We start from the raw sequence: 17,061 nt of genomic DNA on the forward strand, positions 1-17,061 counted from the left end.
ACAATATGTCTAAAGGAAAAAAGATTGTCTTAGGAATTGTTGGCTTTATCTTAATTCTAACTCTTGCGGTAGTAGGGATTGGAGCCAAAGTCTATATGGATTTAAGTGGTTCGGTTCAAAAAACATACGAATCAGTTGAACGACAACTCGATACAAAACGCAAAGCGGAACAAAAAAATGTGATTGCAGAAAAAAAACCATTTTCTGTGTTACTACTTGGAATAGATACGGGTGATCTAGGACGAACTGAAATTGGTCGTTCTGATACCATGATGGTTGCTGCTGTGAATCCAAATGCTGAAAAAACATTAATCACAAGTATTCCCCGCGATACATATGTCGACATTGTCGGCAGAGGGACAAAAGATAAAATTAACCACGCCTATGCTTTTGGTGGTGCAGGAATGTCAATGGATACAGTCGAAAAGTACCTTGATATTCCCGTGGATCACTATGTTGCCATTAATATGAAGGGCCTAAAAGAATTAGTCGATGCTGTTGGTGGTATTACGGTTACGAATGATCAAAAATTTAGTCAAGATAGTTATACTTTTGAGTATGGCAAAATTCAATTGAACGGCGATCAAGCACTATCATTTTCACGCATGCGACATGAAGATCCAAGAGGCGATTATGGTCGGCAAGAACGCCAACGTAAGATTGTTGAAGGTGTGGCAAAAAAATTATTAACCTTTGACGGTGTAACGCGATATAAAGAAGTGCTTGATGCAATGGAGACCAACGTTAAAACGGATATGAGTTTTGATGATATGAAGAAAATTGCAGCCGATTATCGTAGTGCCTTTGGCAAAATTCAGCAAGATCAAATGCAAGGTGACGGTTTTATGCAAGACGGTATTTCTTACCAACGGGTTAGCCAAACCGAATTAGAGCGCGTCCAAACAGAACTTAAAAAGACATTAGCAGTAAATAACTAAAGAAAGTGGCGAAAAAATGGAAGAGACAATCAGTCTGAAACAGATTTTTGATATTTTACGAAAACATTTAGCTTCAATTTTCATCTGTAGCTTTATTGGACTTGCACTAGCTGGAGTGGCAACATTCTTTATTATCACTCCCAAATATAGCTCACAGGCACAATTAATTGTAACCTTACCTCAAGGGGATACAGCAACAGCAAACCCCAATGACGTAAATACGAATTTGCAAATGATTAATACGTATAAAGAGCTTGTTACCGGGGACTTGGTAATTGACCAAGTTAAAGACCGTTTAGAATCAGAATACAACTTAGATATGAACACAAATGAAATTAAAGGTGCATTGGAAGTTACGCAACAACAAAATTCATTAATGTTTTCGATTAAAGCGACAGATAGTAGTGCAATTAATGCGGAGCATATTGCCAACACAACGGCGCAAATTTTCCAAGAAACGGCCAAAGATGTGCTAGAAGTTAATAAAATCTCAATCATCTCAAAAGCATCTGCAAGTATGACACCAGTTTCACCAAATAATAAATTGAATTTGGCAATTGGTCTAGTATTAGGTTTGATGATTGGCGTTGGTCTAGCTTTTGTATTAGAACTTTTGGACAGAACTGTGAAGGATGATAAGTTTGTTTCAGAAGATTTAGGCTTTACGATTTTAGGTACCGTACCACAAATGAGTCAAAAAGAATTAGATGCCACGATTCAGAAAAAACCAATTGTTCCGACATTTAAGAAAAATAATAAAAAAACGGATGAAAATGATAGTGCTGTATCCCGGCGCAGTCGCTCACGCGTATAAGGAGGAGTTAAAATGTCAAAAAAACACACAGAACGAAAAGGCACGCAAACTCATCCCGTGAGTTTGATTACCTTAGTTGATCCATCGTCACCAATTTCAGAACAATATCGCACGATTCGTACCAACATTCAATTTGCTTCTTCAGCAGATCGTCAAATTAAGACAATCGTTGTAACATCATCTGGACCGGGAGAAGGTAAATCGACAAGTTCAGCCAATTTGGCTGTTGTATTTGCAAAATCAGGGCAACGTGTACTTTTGGTGGATGCCGATATGCGTAAGCCAACTGTGTATAAAACGTTTAATTTAAACAATAACGTTGGATTGAGTACAGTATTGAGTACACAAAGAAGTGTGTTAGAAGCTGCGCAACCTTCTGGTGTTGAAAGTCTATCAATTTTAACCAGTGGTCCTAAAGCACCCAACCCATCTGAATTATTAGGCTCTGCCCGGATGGATCAAGTGATTGATGAAGCCCGAAATTTATACGATATTGTCATTTTTGATATGCCGCCGGTTGTGGCAGTGACAGATGCACAAATTATGGCATCAAAAGCAGATGGAACAGTGCTTGTAATCCGGGAAAATGTCTCTCGGAAAGAATCACTGGTAAAAGCCCGGGATTTATTAAAAATGGTTGGCGCGCGTGTATTAGGTGTTGTCTATAATGGGGCGCAACATACAAAAGATCAAGGTTATTATTATTACTACGGTAGTTAAAAAATTTTAGGAGCGAGGAACGATGATTGATTTACATTGTCATATTTTACCCGGGGTAGATGATGGAGCAGAAGATTTAGCTGCTAGTATTGCAATGGCTGAAAAAGCGATTAGCCAAGGAATCACCCATATTCTTTGTACGCCACATCATAATAATGGAAAATATTCAAATCCTAAATCAACTGTTGTTCCTCGTGTCCTAGCTCTGCAAGCAGAGCTGGACAAACGGAATTTGTCATTAACGGTTCTAGAAGGACAGGAAGTGCGAATTACTGGCGAACTAATCGAAGACATTAAAAATAATGAGATTCTATTTACAGATTTAGATGATACATATATTTTAATCGAATTTCCGACAATGGATGTTCCCACCTATACTGAAGATATCTTCTTTCAACTTCGTGGCATGGGGAAAATACCGGTCATTGTCCATCCTGAGCGAAATGCTAAATTTCGTGAAGACCCTAATCGTTTAATTGAATATTTAGATATGGGATGCTTGGCTCAATTGACAGCACCAAGCTACGTTGGCACTTTTGGTAAATCCATTCAGAAAACGTCCAAAGAAATGGTCGAACATAACTTAGTCCAAATGGTAGCTTCGGATGCTCATGGGGTGAATAAGCGTAACTTTTACATGAAAGAAGCTTATGAAGCAATCGCAAAGGATTTTGGTGAAGCCAAAGTTGTTGCGATGAAACAAGTTGCAAAGGATTTGTTAAATGGGGATCAAATCGTATTGCCAAATTATACTGCAGTGAAAAAGAAAAAATTTGGGTTATTTTAGGGGGAGTAAGTGTGTTTGCATTAACACGAAGAAGAAAAATTGCAATATTGGTTGTGGTTGACTGTATTTTAATTGCAATTGCTAATTTATTAGCGTATGTATTTTATGAAACCTTTCGTACCAATTTCAGAAAAGTTTGTACTATCCTCTACGCTACTTTCAATAGGCTTATACTTAGTTTTTGGTTTTGTCTTTCACGTTTTTACACGAATTAATCGTTATACCAACTTAAGAGAAATGATTGCTATTTTTTTAGCGACAACCTCACAATCCTTTTTTAGTATTATCTTACTATCTGTTTTTTCAGATAATGTTTTTAGTCGCCGTTTAGAGTTATTTACATATATTTTATCGACATTTTTGATTATCAGTAGTCGTTTAATTTGGCGCTTATTTGTGGAATGGCGGAATATGCGGGGAACAAATCAAAATACTGATGAAGTGAAACGCACCATAATCGTTGGCGCTGGCGAAGGTGGTCGTATTCTGCTAAATAGTTTCTTGGGATCAAAAACGGCGGGTGACATTGATGTTGTCGGTTTTGTTGATGATGATCCCAACAAACAAAAAATTTACCTTTCAGGTAGACGCGTATTAGGTAAAATTAGCGATTTACCAGAACTTGTACAACAGAATGATATTGACATGGTGACAATTGCTATCCCGTCTTTATCGCGAAAAAAACTGCGTGAAATTTTTCAACTGCTAGAATCAACTGAAGTAAAAGTTAACACGATGCCTTCAATGGAAGAAGTTGCAGCAGGAAAAGTTAGTTTGTCACGCTTAAAAGAAATTGATGTCGTTGATTTATTGGGAAGAGAAGAAGTTAAGCTTGACATTGCAGCTATTAAAGATCAATTAACGGGGAAAACGATTTTAGTGACCGGTGCTGGTGGCTCAATTGGTTCGGAAATTTGTCGACAAGTTTCTAAATTTAACCCAAAACGAATTTTATTACTTGGTCATGGGGAAAATTCCATTTACCAGATTCATCGTGAGTTGACTACAAAGTATAAAGAAAAAGTAACGGAGTATATTCCTATTATTGCCGATGTGCAAGATCGTAAATTAATTTTTGAATTAATGGAGCGTTACCATCCGGATATCGTCTATCATGCAGCCGCTCATAAACACGTTCCTTTGATGGAATATAATCCTAGAGAGTCTGTAAAAAACAATGTCTATGGGACAAAAAACGTAGCAGAAGCAGCTAAGGCAAGTAACGTAAAGAACTTTGTCATGATCTCAACAGATAAAGCTAACAATCCACCAAATGTGATGGGTTCAACAAAGCGAATAGCAGAAATGATTGTCACAAGCTTGAATGAAGTCGGAAAAACTAAATTTTCAGCGGTCCGCTTCGGCAATGTACTAGGTTCTCGTGGCAGTGTTATTCCGCTATTTAGAGAACAAATCGCAAAAGGTGGCCCCGTGACAGTTACGGATTTTCGGATGACCCGATATTTTATGACAATTCCAGAAGCAAGCCGGTTGGTAATCCAGTCTGGTGCCTTAGCAAAAGGTGGGGAAATATTTGTGCTAGATATGGGTGAGCCTGTGAAAATTCTAGATTTAGCCAAAAATATGATTCGTTTGAGCGGTTACAGTGAAGATGACATTGAAATTGTGGAAGCAGGAATTCGTCCTGGTGAAAAATTGTATGAAGAATTGCTTTTAGACAAAGAGCGTAATGATGAAGAAGTTTATGAAAAGATATTTGTTGGTAATATCAAGGGATTTGATTTAACACAGGTAATGGCTTTTGTTAAAAGCTTAGCTGATGTTGATGACAAAGAATTGGCTAGAGAGGTTGTGAAATTTGCAAATGCCTCGAATAAATAGAAAAATCATTATTGTCGGAACTGGTGGATTTGCGAAGGAAGTAACATTCTTACTTTCACGTATTGAAAATTATCAACTACTAGGCTATGTGGATGATAATAGTGATTTACACGGGAACGTGATTTTAGACTACCCAGTAATAGGAAATACAGATTATTTATTATCTTTAGATGAAGAGTGGGCTATTGCTATCGGAATTGCCAATCCACAGGCTAAAAAAAATATCTATAAAAAACTGAGAACTAAATCAAATTTAATATTCCCTAATTTGATAGATCCAAGTGCTTTATTTGGTCTTGAGATTGAGATGGGGATTGGAAATATTATTATGGCCAACACTACTTTTACTAGCTCAATCAGACTAGGTAATTTTAATATGATAAATATTGCTACAACAATCGGTCATGATGTTGAAATAGGTAGTTACAACTCGTTGTTTCCAAGCATTAATGTTTCGGGGAATGTTAGGATTGGGAATGAAACTAGTATTGGTGTAGGTAGTAAAATTATTCAGGGGCTAGCAGTAGGAGAAGCATCAATTATTGGAGCTGGTAGTGTTGTGATAAGAGATATCGAGAGTAAGACAAAAAATGTTGGAGTACCAACTAGAGTAATAGAAAGCTGGGAATAAAATGGAAAATGAACGTATATTGTTGTCTTCACCACATATGAGTGATCAAGGATATGAACAAGAATATGTACAAGAGGCATTTGATACAAACTGGATTGCTCCCTTGGGTGCAAATGTTACAGGTTTTGAAAATGAGTTAGCTGAACTCGTAGGTGCGGGACATGCAGCCGCTTTAGTTTCAGGAACTTCGGCAATCCATATGGCTTTAAAGGCAGTTGGTGTTGGAAAAGGAGATGTAGTGATTTGTCAGTCATTGACTTTTTCGGCCACAGCTAATCCTATTATTTATCAAGATGCTACACCGGTATTTGTTGATAGTGATAAAGATTCATGGAATATGAATCCTGCATATTTACGGAAAGCTTTAGAAAAATATCCAGATGCCAAAGCTGTTATTGTTGTTCATCTTTATGGACTATCTGCGAAATTAGATGAAATTATGGAAATATGTAAAGAATTTAATGTACCATTGATTGAAGATGCTGCAGAATCATTGGGTACGACATATAAGGGGAAATATACTGGCACTTTTGGAGATTATGGTATTTATTCTTTTAATGGTAATAAAATCATCACAACGTCTGGCGGGGGCATGTTGGTTTCTAACAACGAAGAGAGAATTGCGAAAGTCCGTTTTTGGGCAACGCAAGCGCGGGACCAAGCAAGACATTATCAACATAGTGAGATTGGCTATAACTATCGTATGAGCAACATTGTTGCTGGTATTGGCAGAGGTCAGTTGAAAGTCTTGAAGGACCGTATTGCCAAAAAACGCTATATACATGATTTTTATAAAGAAGAATTGAAAGAATTATCGCAGATTTCATTTATGCCAGAAAATGATTGGGATTTTTCAAACTATTGGCTATCAGCTATTACCTTAAAAGACGTGAATCCAACCTACTTGATGGACGAGTTGGAAAAAGAAAATATCGAGTCTCGACCTATTTGGAAGCCAATGCATCTGCAGCCTGTATTTGAAAAGTACGATTATATTGGGGAAACCGTTGCTCAACGACTTTTTGAAACAGGTGTATGTCTACCTTCGGATTCAAAAATGTCCGATGAGGATCTAAGCCGAGTAGCAACTGTTATAAAGCGAGTGTTGTCCAATGATAAAGGCTAGTTTTTATAGAAAGTATGTAAAACGTTGCTTGGATATTTTGCTTTCCGGCCTAGCTTTGATTATTTTGAGCCCAATTTTTCTCATTGTGGCCATTTTAGTAAGAACTAAGTTGGGCTCCCCAGTATTGTTTAAACAACTTCGGCCAGGTAAAAATGAATATATTTTTTCGATGTACAAGTTTCGGACTATGACTGATGAAAAAGATAGTGAAGGTAATTTGTTGCCAGATGAAATACGGCTAACAAAATTTGGAAAATTACTGAGATCTACGAGCCTTGATGAATTACCTGAACTCTGGAATATTCTTAAAGGGGATATGAGTATTATTGGACCGCGACCATTACTAGTCGAATATCTACCTCTTTATAACTCGAAGCAAAAGCATCGTCACGATGTTCGACCAGGATTAACTGGCTTAGCTCAAGTAAATGGTAGAAATGCGATAAGTTGGGAAGAAAAATTTAATTTGGATTGTAAGTATGTGAATAATATTAATTTTAAACAAGATACGGAAATTTTCTTTTTAACTTTTAAAAAAGTTTTTATTAAAGAGGGCATAAATTCGGAAAGCAATGTTACAAATAAGAAGTTTGAAGGGAATGAATAATAGGTTATGAAAATTTTATATGTAACCACAATTTCAAATACGTTGAATGCTTTTCTGATTCCTCATATTCAAATGTTGCTAGATAAAGGACATGAAGTGAGTATAGCTTGTTCAATTCAACAACCACTTAATACTTTTTTCAAGGATAAAGATATTCCAATCTATATTATTCCCTTCGATCGTTCGCCATTGTCAAAGAATAATCGTGTTGCATATAATGAGTTTAAAAGTTTAATCAAAAATGAAGACTTTGATATCATACATACTCATACCCCTGTAGCTTCGATGATTGTGAGAATGGCTTGCAAAAAAAGTAAAAGTAGAGTCTTTTATACGGCGCATGGGTTCCATTTCTTTCATGGGGCGCCTATAGTGAATTGGCTAGTTTATTATCCAATTGAAAAATTTTTAGCTAGATATACCGATACTTTGATCACAATCAATGATGAAGACTATCATCGAGCAAAAAAAAAACTACATGCCAAAAATATATACCATGTACATGGTGTAGGGCTTTCAACGCAAAATTTTAATGTATCTTTAAAAACTGATTTAAGTCAATTTAAAAATTCAGATGATGATTTAGTGTTTTTATCAATCGGAGAATTGAACAGTAATAAAAATCATGAACAAGTGATTAATGAGTTGTGGAAAATTCGTGACAAGAAATTTATTTATTTGATTTGTGGTATAGGTGAAAAAGCAGACTATTTAAACAAATTGATACAAAGTAAAAGTTTAGAAAATAAGATATTCTTGCTCGGATACAGAAAAGATATTCCCAATATAATTGCTGCAAGCGATGTTTATATTCATCCTTCTAAAAGGGAAGGATTACCAGTATCAGTGATGGAGGCAATGTACGCAAAATTACCAATATGTGGATCAAATATTCGTGGAATAAGGGATTTAGTGGTTCATAATAAAAATGGATTTCTTGTAGATTTGGATGATATGAGTAATTCCTTTTCTTACTATTTAAAAATTCTCATTGAGAATAAAAAAATTAGAAATGAAATGGGAAATGAGAGTTCAAAAATGATTGTTCCGTTTATTGAGGAAAATGTTATCGAAGAGTTAAAAAAAATATATTTAGATTTTGGAAGTGAAATATGAAAAAAGTTTCAATAATAATGGGAGTATATAATTGTGAAAGTACTATTGCAAAGTCTATCGAATCTATACTCAATCAAACTTTTACGGATTATGAATTAATCATTTGGGATGATGGATCGACAGATTCTACCTTAAAGATTGCTAAAGAATATGAAAAAAATTATCAAGATAAGGTGAAATGTTATTTTAGTGAAGAAAATAAAGGACTAAATAAAACTTTAAATTTATGTATAAAAGTGTCTGAAGGCGAATTTATCGCAAGACAAGATGCCGATGACTATTCTGAAAAATCTAGATTAGAAAAACAAGTCATGTTTTTGGATGAAAATGATGAAATTTCAATTGTGGGATCAAATTTTGTCTTTTTTGATGGAAAAAAAAATGTTGGAGAAATTATTTACCCAGAATATCCTTCGGAGCATGATTTATTGAGACAGACGCCGTTTGCCCATCCAACAGTATTAGTTAGAAAAAAAGATTTGATCTCTGTGGGAGGCTACTCAGAAGGGGAATGCTATTATCGTATTGAAGATTATCAGTTATGGTTTAAGATGTTTTCAAAAGGATATAAAGGATATAATATTCAAGAAAATTTGTATTATTATCGAGAAGATTCTGAGTCATTTCAACGAAGAAACTTTTTAAATAGGAAAAATGAGATGAGATTAAAGTGGGAAATTTTTAAACATTATGATTTTAAGCTGTACGAATCATTTCAAATACTAAAACCAATAGTGATATATCTTATTCCCAAGAAGGTATATATAGCTCTGCGGAAAAGAAAATATGGATGATATTACAATGATGATGCTATCACTACAATTAAAAAACATCATATTATGGAAAGGAATTCTTTATGGATGTATTAGTAAGTGTTATCTTGCCAGTATATAATGTCGAGTTATACATAGAACGGTGCCTATCGTCTATTGTTAAACAAAGTTACAAAAATATTGAAGTTATTATACTGATTGATGGATCTAGTGATTCTTCGGAAAGTATTGTTGATGATTTCATATTGATGGATAAAAGGTTAAAAAAAATTAGACATCAAAATATGGGATTAGGACCAACTAGAAACGTTGGGCTAAAAGAAGCTCTCGGGGAATACATTATTTTTATTGATTCAGATGATTATATCGAACATGATATGGTAGAGACGCTCTTAGAAAATGTCATAAGTGAAAAATCAGACATAGCATGTTCAGAAATATACTTACAAAAAAGTAATGAAAGAAAAATAAGAAAACAATTCAACCTTGTCGAAGATTGTGTCATCAGTAATAATAATATTAAGGAATTTATGGCGAAATATTATTATTCAAACATATATTCACATAATGCTGTCGATAAGATGTACAAAAAAGAATTTTTAGTAAAAAATAGAATCTTATTTGGTGACAATAGTATCATTTTTGCTGAAGATACGTTTTTTCAAATAGGAGTTATAAGTAACTTTCCTAAGGTATCGTTTGTTTCTAAACCTCTCTATAATTATGTTATACGCGAATCATCTCTGATGACTTCTTATAAGGACAAATTAGTGGAAAGAAACATTAATCTTATGAATTCAATGCGTACTATGTTTGAGTCTAAGGGGATAAACCTTTCTTTATTAGATGTTGAATTATTTAATGCAATAATCGTTGAATTATATAATGTTCTTGAGAATAATAAAAAATTCGTTGACTTTAGAAACTCCATGAAAAAATTAAGAAATTGGCAAAAATATCCGACTATTATTAAATCTATGTTAGAAAATAAGTCAATTGAAATGATACAATCTAAAGGAAAAAGAATATTTTTGAAGTTTATTCTATTTTTGTATAGGAATAGATTAGATTTTCTTGGAGATTATTTCTTTTATATGACGTATTATATTAATTATAAGTCAACGAGGATTAAAAAATGAACTATGAATTGAGTTTAACATCCAAAAAATTCATATCAGTATTTGTCTTGTTAATATATTTAACTTTTTCTACTCTAATTCTATTGTCACCTTTTGATAGTATGAATGTCAATGGCATGATTGGCTGGGGATTACTAATTGTTTCCGTGTGGACATACTATTTTATTAGCAGTGAATTTATTTCTACGTATATGCTTTTTTTGCTTCTCTTGTTCCTATTTTCATTTGGTCAAAGTTTATTAATGCCATTTGGATTATTGTCAATTGAACGAAATCTCCTTTCTTTTAAATATGTCTCTGCTATTCAATTATTGGAGGCTCAAAAGTATACATTAGTTTGCCTTGCTTGTTTTCATCTGGGGGCTTTAATACAATATAATAATAAAAAGATAACGAATGGTAATTTTTTTTCATTTTCGAATAAAGTCGTGAGATATACTTCTTATATTATTGTTATTATAACTTCCCCTGCGTATGTATATAGAATTTGGGGATATATGTCTAAGTTTGGATCAAGTGGTTACAATTCTATATATTCGGATACTTCATCTTCTATGAACGGAATTGTTATTATTGTTTCCAATCTGTTTTTTGCAGGGTCCTTCTTACTTCTCTATTCATATAGAGAAAAAAAAATTGCTCGATTAAATCTTTACTTCTTTATTGTTTTAAGTGTCCTCCCTTTTCTGTTTAGCGGAAAACGTATAGATTTTATGGCTACGATACTGTGTTTGATACTTTTTCAAAATTACTTTGTAAAAAAAATTAATGTAAAATCCTCTATGAAATATATAGTAATTGGAATAGTTTTACTTCTAATTTTAGGTGCAATTTCATCATTAAGAACAGTGGGGGAATATTCTCTAGCTGAAGTGATTAATTACATTGTCACGGAAGGACCAAAAAAGAATATTTTTACTGATGTTATTGCTGAATTGGGTGGATCAATGGGTCCAACAATTGGAATAATGCAATTAATAAGTATTGGTTCGTTTCAGTATAGATATGGAAATACTTTTTTCTTTTCTCTTGTTAGTGTGATTCCTAGTCTTGGTTTGTGGGATACTAGTTTTGTTGACCATCAAACTTCGTTAGCTAATTCTCTGACTGAAGCCTTAGGGTTAAATTTTGGATCAGGATTTTCAATTGTCGCTGAATCATATCTCAATTTTGGTATTTTTGGGATTGTTTTTTTCATTTTATTTGGATTTTGTTTGTTAAAGTTGTTTTCGCTGCTTTCAATAGAATCAGTAAAAAAGTCACCTTTAATAGGAATTTTCATTATTATATTTTTTAGATTTATAACCAATGTTCCACGTGATTCATTTTTGGTTATTGTGAGAACTTTAGTGTATGTTTTGCTTCCGATGTTTCTGTTGCTAATAATATGTAAATATGGACTAAAAATAGTTAGAGGTGAATAGTTTTTGAATGACTTGCAAAAAGAAATACTGCAAATTTTCAAAGTTGTTAAAAAAATATGTGATGATAATAACCTAAGATATTATGCAATTGGTGGGACCTGTATAGGGGCTATTAGACATAAAGGGTTTATACCATGGGATGATGATTTGGACATTGCAATGCCAAGAAGCGATTATGAAAAATTCAAGGTAATTTCTAAAACAGTATTACCCGCTCCCTATCAAATTATCGATGAAAAATTTTCTTATCATTATACACCTGTATTTATGAAAGTTCATAATGTTGAAACGACATTAATTCAAAGTGATTCATTATCATATGCTGATTGCTATTCTGGAGTCTTTGTAGATATAATGCCGTTAGACGGTTTACCTAATAATCGAATTATGAAAAATATTCACTTTTTTTTGTTAACTACATTAATGAAGTTAAATTCAATGAGAAGAGGTAAGGCTGGTATAGGAGGAAAAAAGAAAATACTAAGTTATTTTGTTAGACTATTTCCTCTGAATTTTTTTCTAGATATTTATTTATTTTTTGTAAAACAATTTTCTTACGACAGTGTTAAAAACTCACAAAGCTCATTTGCATGGTCGCATAGAGCTAAAACTTTAATTTTGGAAAAAGAAGATTTCAGTTTTCATACAATATTCAAGTTTGAAGATACAGAAATATCGTGTCCTAAAGGGTATGATCATTATCTCAGAATGCACTTTGGAGATTATATGAAAATACCTGAAGTAGACAAACAAGTAGCGCATGATAATGCAATAATCGATCTTACTAAATCTTATAAATATTATCAAAAGGAGAAAAATGAAATTGAATAGAAAGATGGTTATAGGGTACACCTCTGGAGTATATGATTTATTTCATATAGGTCATTTAAACTTATTAAAAAACGCTAAAGGAATGTGTGATAAATTAATAGTTGGAGTTACGGTTGATGAGTTAGTGACGTATAAAGGAAAACATTCTGTAATACCTTATGAGGATAGAGCTGAAATAGTACGAAATATAAAATGGGTGGACGCGGTTGTTCCACAATATGATATGGACAAAGTTGAAATGTGTAAAAAGCTAAAAGCAGATGTACTTTTTGTGGGAGATGATTGGTATGGGAGCGATAAATGGAAAAAGTATGAAGAGGATCTCTCAAAATTTGGAACTGAAATAATTTACTTTCCGTATACGAAAGGTATTTCGTCGACAAAAATAACAAAAGCTTTGAAGGCTGTTAGAGGTGAATGACATGGAAGTTGATAAAATTTTTGCAATGAATTCTTTTTTGACATACAGAACTATCGTTGATCCCGATATTGCTTTCTCAACAGATTTCCCCGTGAAAGCATATCCAATTTATAAAAATGTAGACCGAAAAAAGGTATATGGAGCTGAGGATACTTTTTATGAAATTAAGACTTACGTCAAAAATTTGTTTGAAGATAGTGAAAAAAAAGTTGCACTTATGTTAAGTGGAGGTATTGATTCGGCAATTCTAGCTGCTTTAGTACCAGAGGGAACAAAGGCATATACATTTAAGACCATGTCCACAAATTCTGTTGATGATGTAGTTTATGCTAAAAAATATGCTAAAAAGTTCAAATTAGATCATGAAGTAATTGACGTTACTTGGGAAGACTACGATAAATCAATCGATGATTTGATGAAATTAAAAGGATCTCCGATACATTCAATTGAACCACAGATTTATAAAGCTGCAAAGCAAGCAAAATCTGAGGGTTTCACAACTTTGCTATTTGGTGAGAATGCTGATATCGTATTTGGAGGCTTTAATGGGTTACTGTCAAAAGATTGGACACTAGAGGAGTTTTATCAGAGATATTGTTTTGTGGATCCTTCAATGATATTAGTTTCTCCTCAAAAGATACTCTACCCTATAGAAAAATATTCTGATAACGAGAACCATGTTGATGTCCATCATTTTGTTAACGATATCTTTTATAAAGAGTCAAACAATTCCTATTTTAATGCCTGTACTTTAGCAGATATTGAATTTTCTACCCCTTTTAGTAGATTATCATTGGGCTCAGAGTTAGATTTAAATAAAATAAGGTCTGGTCAAAATAAATATATATTGAGACAAATATTTTCAGAGTTATATCCAGAATTTGAAAATAGAAAAAAAATTCCAATGCCCCGAGCAGTAGATACATGGTTTGCTGATTGGCAGGGACCAATAAGAGGTGAATTTCTACAAAATGTAGATATGTCAATATTTACGGGAGACCAAAAATGGATGCTTTATGTACTTGAAAGATTTTTAAATTTGATAGGATAGTGGAGAAGTGAAGAATAGAGTACTTACAAATTCAAAAAAAGCTAAATTAAATACGATGACAAGTATTTTGATTAAAATTGTATCATTAGTATCCAATTTTATTATGAAAACAATTACTATAAAATACTTAGGCATCGAATATGCTGGTGTTTCTAGCTTATTTACTGATATATTAACAATTTTTTCGTTTGCTGAGTTAGGGATTGGTTCGGCGATAATTTTTGAATTATATAAACCACTTAGAGAAAAAGAATATCCGAAAATAGCACAGTTAATGAACTTTTATAAAAAAGCATATCAATTAATAGGACTAGCAATTTTGCTGGCTGGAGTTCTGTCAATACCATTGCTACCTCTTTTTGTAAAAAGTGTTCCTGATATTCAAGAGAATTTAACAGTGATATACATTCTTTATGTTCTTAATACTGTAACATCTTACTTTTTAATATATAAAGGGTCATTGCTAAGTGCTAATCAAGAAGGCTATTTAATTAGCATAATCCAAGTTATATTTAGTGGTATTAGATTGTTAGTAGGTTGCTTCAGTATAATTATATTTAAAAATTTTTTGTTATACCTTTTATTAGATATAATTATAATTGTTATTCAAAATATAGTTATTTATTTATTGGCTGATAAGAAATTTGTAGAGATAAAAAAATACGATAAAGAACTTTTGCCAGCTCAAAATAAAAATGCATTGTTAAAAAATGTAGGTGCTCTATCATTATACCAAGTTTCCAATGTTATCTTGAATGGAACCGATACTGTTGTTATTTCAGCATTATTAGGTACCGGTTTCGTTACTTTTTTTGCTAACTATCGACTCATAATTCGAAGCGTAGATAGTTTGGTTTCTCAAATCACAGTTGCACTCACACCGACTCTGGGGCAATTAGCAATTGATGGGACAGAAAGTCAAAAAAAGAATTTTTCTTTACTAAATCTTTTTGTTTATTGGATAACATTGAATACTTCTTTACTTCTCTTCTTTTTGATCCCTCCTTTTATTGAATTTTGGCTGGGTAAAGAATTTGTGATGTCCGAATGGTTACTATTAGGGTTTGTAGTAGACTACTTTTTTTTAAACATGGTGAGAATTGTAGCAACATTCAGAAATGCTAATGGATTGTTTATGCAGGGGAAATATAGACCACTTATTATGTCAATATTGAACGTTGTTATTTCGGTGATATTTGTGAAACAATTTGGCGTTGCTGGAGCTATTTGGGGAACCATTGTATCCAGGGTTCTAACTCAAGTTTGGTTTGATCCACTTGTAGTTTTTAAGTATCTATTTAAAGAAAGCCCGGTTCCCTATTTTATTTATTTCGTGAAACAATTTATTATTGCAATATTTATTGGAATTATAATAAGATATGTTATTAATTTATTTCAATGTTCTAATTTATTAATAAATTTATTTTATGATTCTTTTATTGTTTTAATTATTTGCAACTTTATTTTTTATTTTTTATTTAGAAAAGATAAATCATTTCTTAGAATAATGAAGGTCGTAATGAAAAACAAATGATTTAGGCTTAATTGTAAGTGGAAAGTATTAAGGTATGTTCTCTCATCAATAGCCTCTGATTATTTTTAAGATAATTAGGGCTCTTTACCAACATCAATTGACAAAGAGCCCTTTTATATGCCAAGGAAAAGTATTAGTAAGAATATAAAGAATCCAGAGGATTTCTCCTCTGGGCCAAATTATCTTTTGGATTTTTCTTTACCAACAACAATTGACAAAGAGTCATTTTTACTTATATCATCAGTATAATTGGAGCCGGCCATTGATTGTGAGCACTAAGTGGTTCGACGCTTACAATTAGTGGTGCTCTTTACAAGAATATATCACTTCAAACTAGCAACATATTTTTTTAACCCTTCATTTATATTAAATGCGGGGTGATATCCAAGTTTTGATAATCTTCCAATATTAGCTAAAGAATCCTTTATATCCCCCGAGCGAGAGTCTTCGAATTTGAATGATAACTGATGTCTAAATTCATTATCTAGCACTTCAAGTAAATCAAGCAGAGTAGTTTCTATTCCTGTTCCTACATTAAATTGTTTACCAAGAGCGTCATTATTTGTAGCGACAAGCAACAATGCATTAATTACATCTTCTACATAAACGAAATCACGAGATTGTTTACCATCACCAAAGATCGTAAATAAATTATTTTCACCTGCTAGTTGTTTTTTGTAGCTATCAATCATAATTGAAATCACTCCACTATACGGTGAATTTGGATTTTGATTTGGTCCATAAACATTGAAAAATCTAACAGCGGTTGTAGGTATCCCATATAAATGATTATAGTCAATTACATATTGTTCGGCAGCAAATTTATCAATTGCATATGGCGTTAGTGGACGAATTACAGACTCTTCATGTTTAGGAAGTGTTGGTTCGTCCCCGTATACTGCTGCTGATGACGTAAATACTAATCGTTTAAGTGTCTTTTGATACTTTTTACATAGTTCTAATAGTAAGAGTACGCTCTCGAAGTTTACTTGATGTGTTTCAATCGGTCTTTCAACAGAATCCGCAACGCTGGCAATCGCAGCTAAATGGTAGATAAAATCAAAGGTATTTTCTGATAACAAATCTGTCATAAGATTTGTATCAGTTACGGAACCTTGAATAAATTTAATGTTATTATTTAACTGTAAGTCTAGATTCTCCAATTTTCCCATAGATAGGTCGTCAATTATGTATATATCATTATTTTTCGCCAATTTTTTAGCAAGTGTAGACCCAATAAATCCAGCCCCACCTGTAATCAAAACTTTATCCAAATTATCATCTCCATTATTAATATATTCTTACTT

At 32.9% G+C, this 17,061-nt stretch carries 16 protein-coding genes and 1 pseudogene; 16 read left to right on the plus strand and 1 reads right to left on the minus strand.

Translation table 11 applies throughout. The annotated features are described in order from the left end of the window. Window positions 1–5: 5 nt before the first annotated feature. From JZO76_RS01370 to JZO76_RS01445, 16 genes and pseudogenes are all read left to right on the plus strand, one after another. Entirely contained in the window at window positions 6–938 is a 933-nt protein-coding gene (locus JZO76_RS01370; RefSeq protein WP_206902371.1) for an LCP family protein, read from the plus strand. 16 nt (window positions 939–954) lie between these two features. Continuing rightward, window positions 955–1,752 (plus strand): YveK family protein, encoded by a 798-nt coding sequence (locus JZO76_RS01375; RefSeq protein WP_206902372.1) that lies wholly within the window; start codon window positions 955–957, stop codon window positions 1,750–1,752. Window positions 1,753–1,764: 12 nt separating this feature from the next. Further along, the gene (locus tag JZO76_RS01380; RefSeq protein ID WP_206902373.1) at window positions 1,765–2,472 is read left to right on the plus strand and encodes a CpsD/CapB family tyrosine-protein kinase; all 708 of its coding nucleotides are present in this window, start codon (window positions 1,765–1,767) and stop codon (window positions 2,470–2,472) included. 22 nt (window positions 2,473–2,494) lie between these two features. Beyond that, a complete protein-coding gene (locus JZO76_RS01385; protein ID WP_206902374.1) occupies window positions 2,495–3,259 on the plus strand; it encodes a tyrosine-protein phosphatase in 765 nt (254 codons plus the stop codon). A gap of 11 nt (window positions 3,260–3,270) precedes the next feature. Further along, window positions 3,271–5,101, plus strand: a pseudogene (locus JZO76_RS01390) (polysaccharide biosynthesis protein). After that, a complete protein-coding gene (locus JZO76_RS01395) occupies window positions 5,085–5,732 on the plus strand; it encodes an acetyltransferase (RefSeq protein ID WP_206902419.1) in 648 nt (215 codons plus the stop codon). The pseudogene JZO76_RS01390 and the gene JZO76_RS01395 overlap by 17 nt, the downstream one beginning before the upstream one ends. 1 nt (window position 5,733) lies before the next feature. Beyond that, a complete protein-coding gene (locus JZO76_RS01400; RefSeq protein ID WP_206902375.1) occupies window positions 5,734–6,858 on the plus strand; it encodes a DegT/DnrJ/EryC1/StrS family aminotransferase in 1,125 nt (374 codons plus the stop codon). Continuing rightward, window positions 6,845–7,465, plus strand: coding sequence for a sugar transferase (locus JZO76_RS01405; RefSeq protein ID WP_206902376.1), 621 nt, complete (start codon window positions 6,845–6,847; stop codon window positions 7,463–7,465). The genes JZO76_RS01400 and JZO76_RS01405 overlap by 14 nt, the downstream gene beginning before the upstream one ends. 6 nt (window positions 7,466–7,471) lie before the next feature. Further along, complete coding sequence (locus JZO76_RS01410) at window positions 7,472–8,581, plus strand: glycosyltransferase family 4 protein (protein ID WP_206902377.1); 1,110 nt, start codon at window positions 7,472–7,474, stop codon at window positions 8,579–8,581. Continuing rightward, on the plus strand, window positions 8,578–9,375 hold the full coding sequence (locus tag JZO76_RS01415) for a glycosyltransferase (RefSeq protein WP_206902378.1): 798 nt from the start codon (window positions 8,578–8,580) through the stop codon (window positions 9,373–9,375). The genes JZO76_RS01410 and JZO76_RS01415 overlap by 4 nt, the downstream gene beginning before the upstream one ends. Window positions 9,376–9,437: 62 nt before the next feature. Beyond that, window positions 9,438–10,493, plus strand: a complete 1,056-nt coding sequence (locus JZO76_RS01420; protein ID WP_206902379.1) for a glycosyltransferase family 2 protein — start codon at window positions 9,438–9,440, stop codon at window positions 10,491–10,493. Continuing rightward, entirely contained in the window at window positions 10,490–11,917 is a 1,428-nt protein-coding gene (wzy, locus tag JZO76_RS01425; protein WP_206902380.1) for an O-antigen polysaccharide polymerase Wzy, read from the plus strand. Before JZO76_RS01420 ends, wzy begins: the two co-directional genes overlap by 4 nt. Window positions 11,918–11,920: 3 nt before the next feature. Beyond that, on the plus strand, window positions 11,921–12,748 hold the full coding sequence (locus tag JZO76_RS01430) for a LicD family protein (protein WP_206902381.1): 828 nt from the start codon (window positions 11,921–11,923) through the stop codon (window positions 12,746–12,748). Further along, on the plus strand, window positions 12,741–13,169 hold the full coding sequence (locus JZO76_RS01435; protein WP_242595717.1) for an adenylyltransferase/cytidyltransferase family protein: 429 nt from the start codon (window positions 12,741–12,743) through the stop codon (window positions 13,167–13,169). The genes JZO76_RS01430 and JZO76_RS01435 overlap by 8 nt, the downstream gene beginning before the upstream one ends. A gap of 1 nt (window position 13,170) precedes the next feature. Next, a complete protein-coding gene (locus JZO76_RS01440) occupies window positions 13,171–14,220 on the plus strand; it encodes an asparagine synthase C-terminal domain-containing protein (RefSeq protein WP_206902382.1) in 1,050 nt (349 codons plus the stop codon). Window positions 14,221–14,227: 7 nt separating this feature from the next. Beyond that, a complete protein-coding gene (locus JZO76_RS01445) occupies window positions 14,228–15,754 on the plus strand; it encodes a lipopolysaccharide biosynthesis protein (protein ID WP_206902383.1) in 1,527 nt (508 codons plus the stop codon). A 323-nt stretch (window positions 15,755–16,077) separates the two neighbouring features. Here the strand turns inward: JZO76_RS01445 and JZO76_RS01450 are convergent, their stop codons facing one another. Then, entirely contained in the window at window positions 16,078–17,028 is a 951-nt protein-coding gene (locus JZO76_RS01450) for an NAD-dependent epimerase/dehydratase family protein (protein WP_206902384.1), read from the minus strand. Window positions 17,029–17,061: the final 33 nt, after the last annotated feature.

The organism is Candidatus Enterococcus myersii, assembly GCF_017316025.1.
GTDB classification, from domain to species: domain Bacteria; phylum Bacillota; class Bacilli; order Lactobacillales; family Enterococcaceae; genus Enterococcus_C; species Enterococcus_C montenegrensis.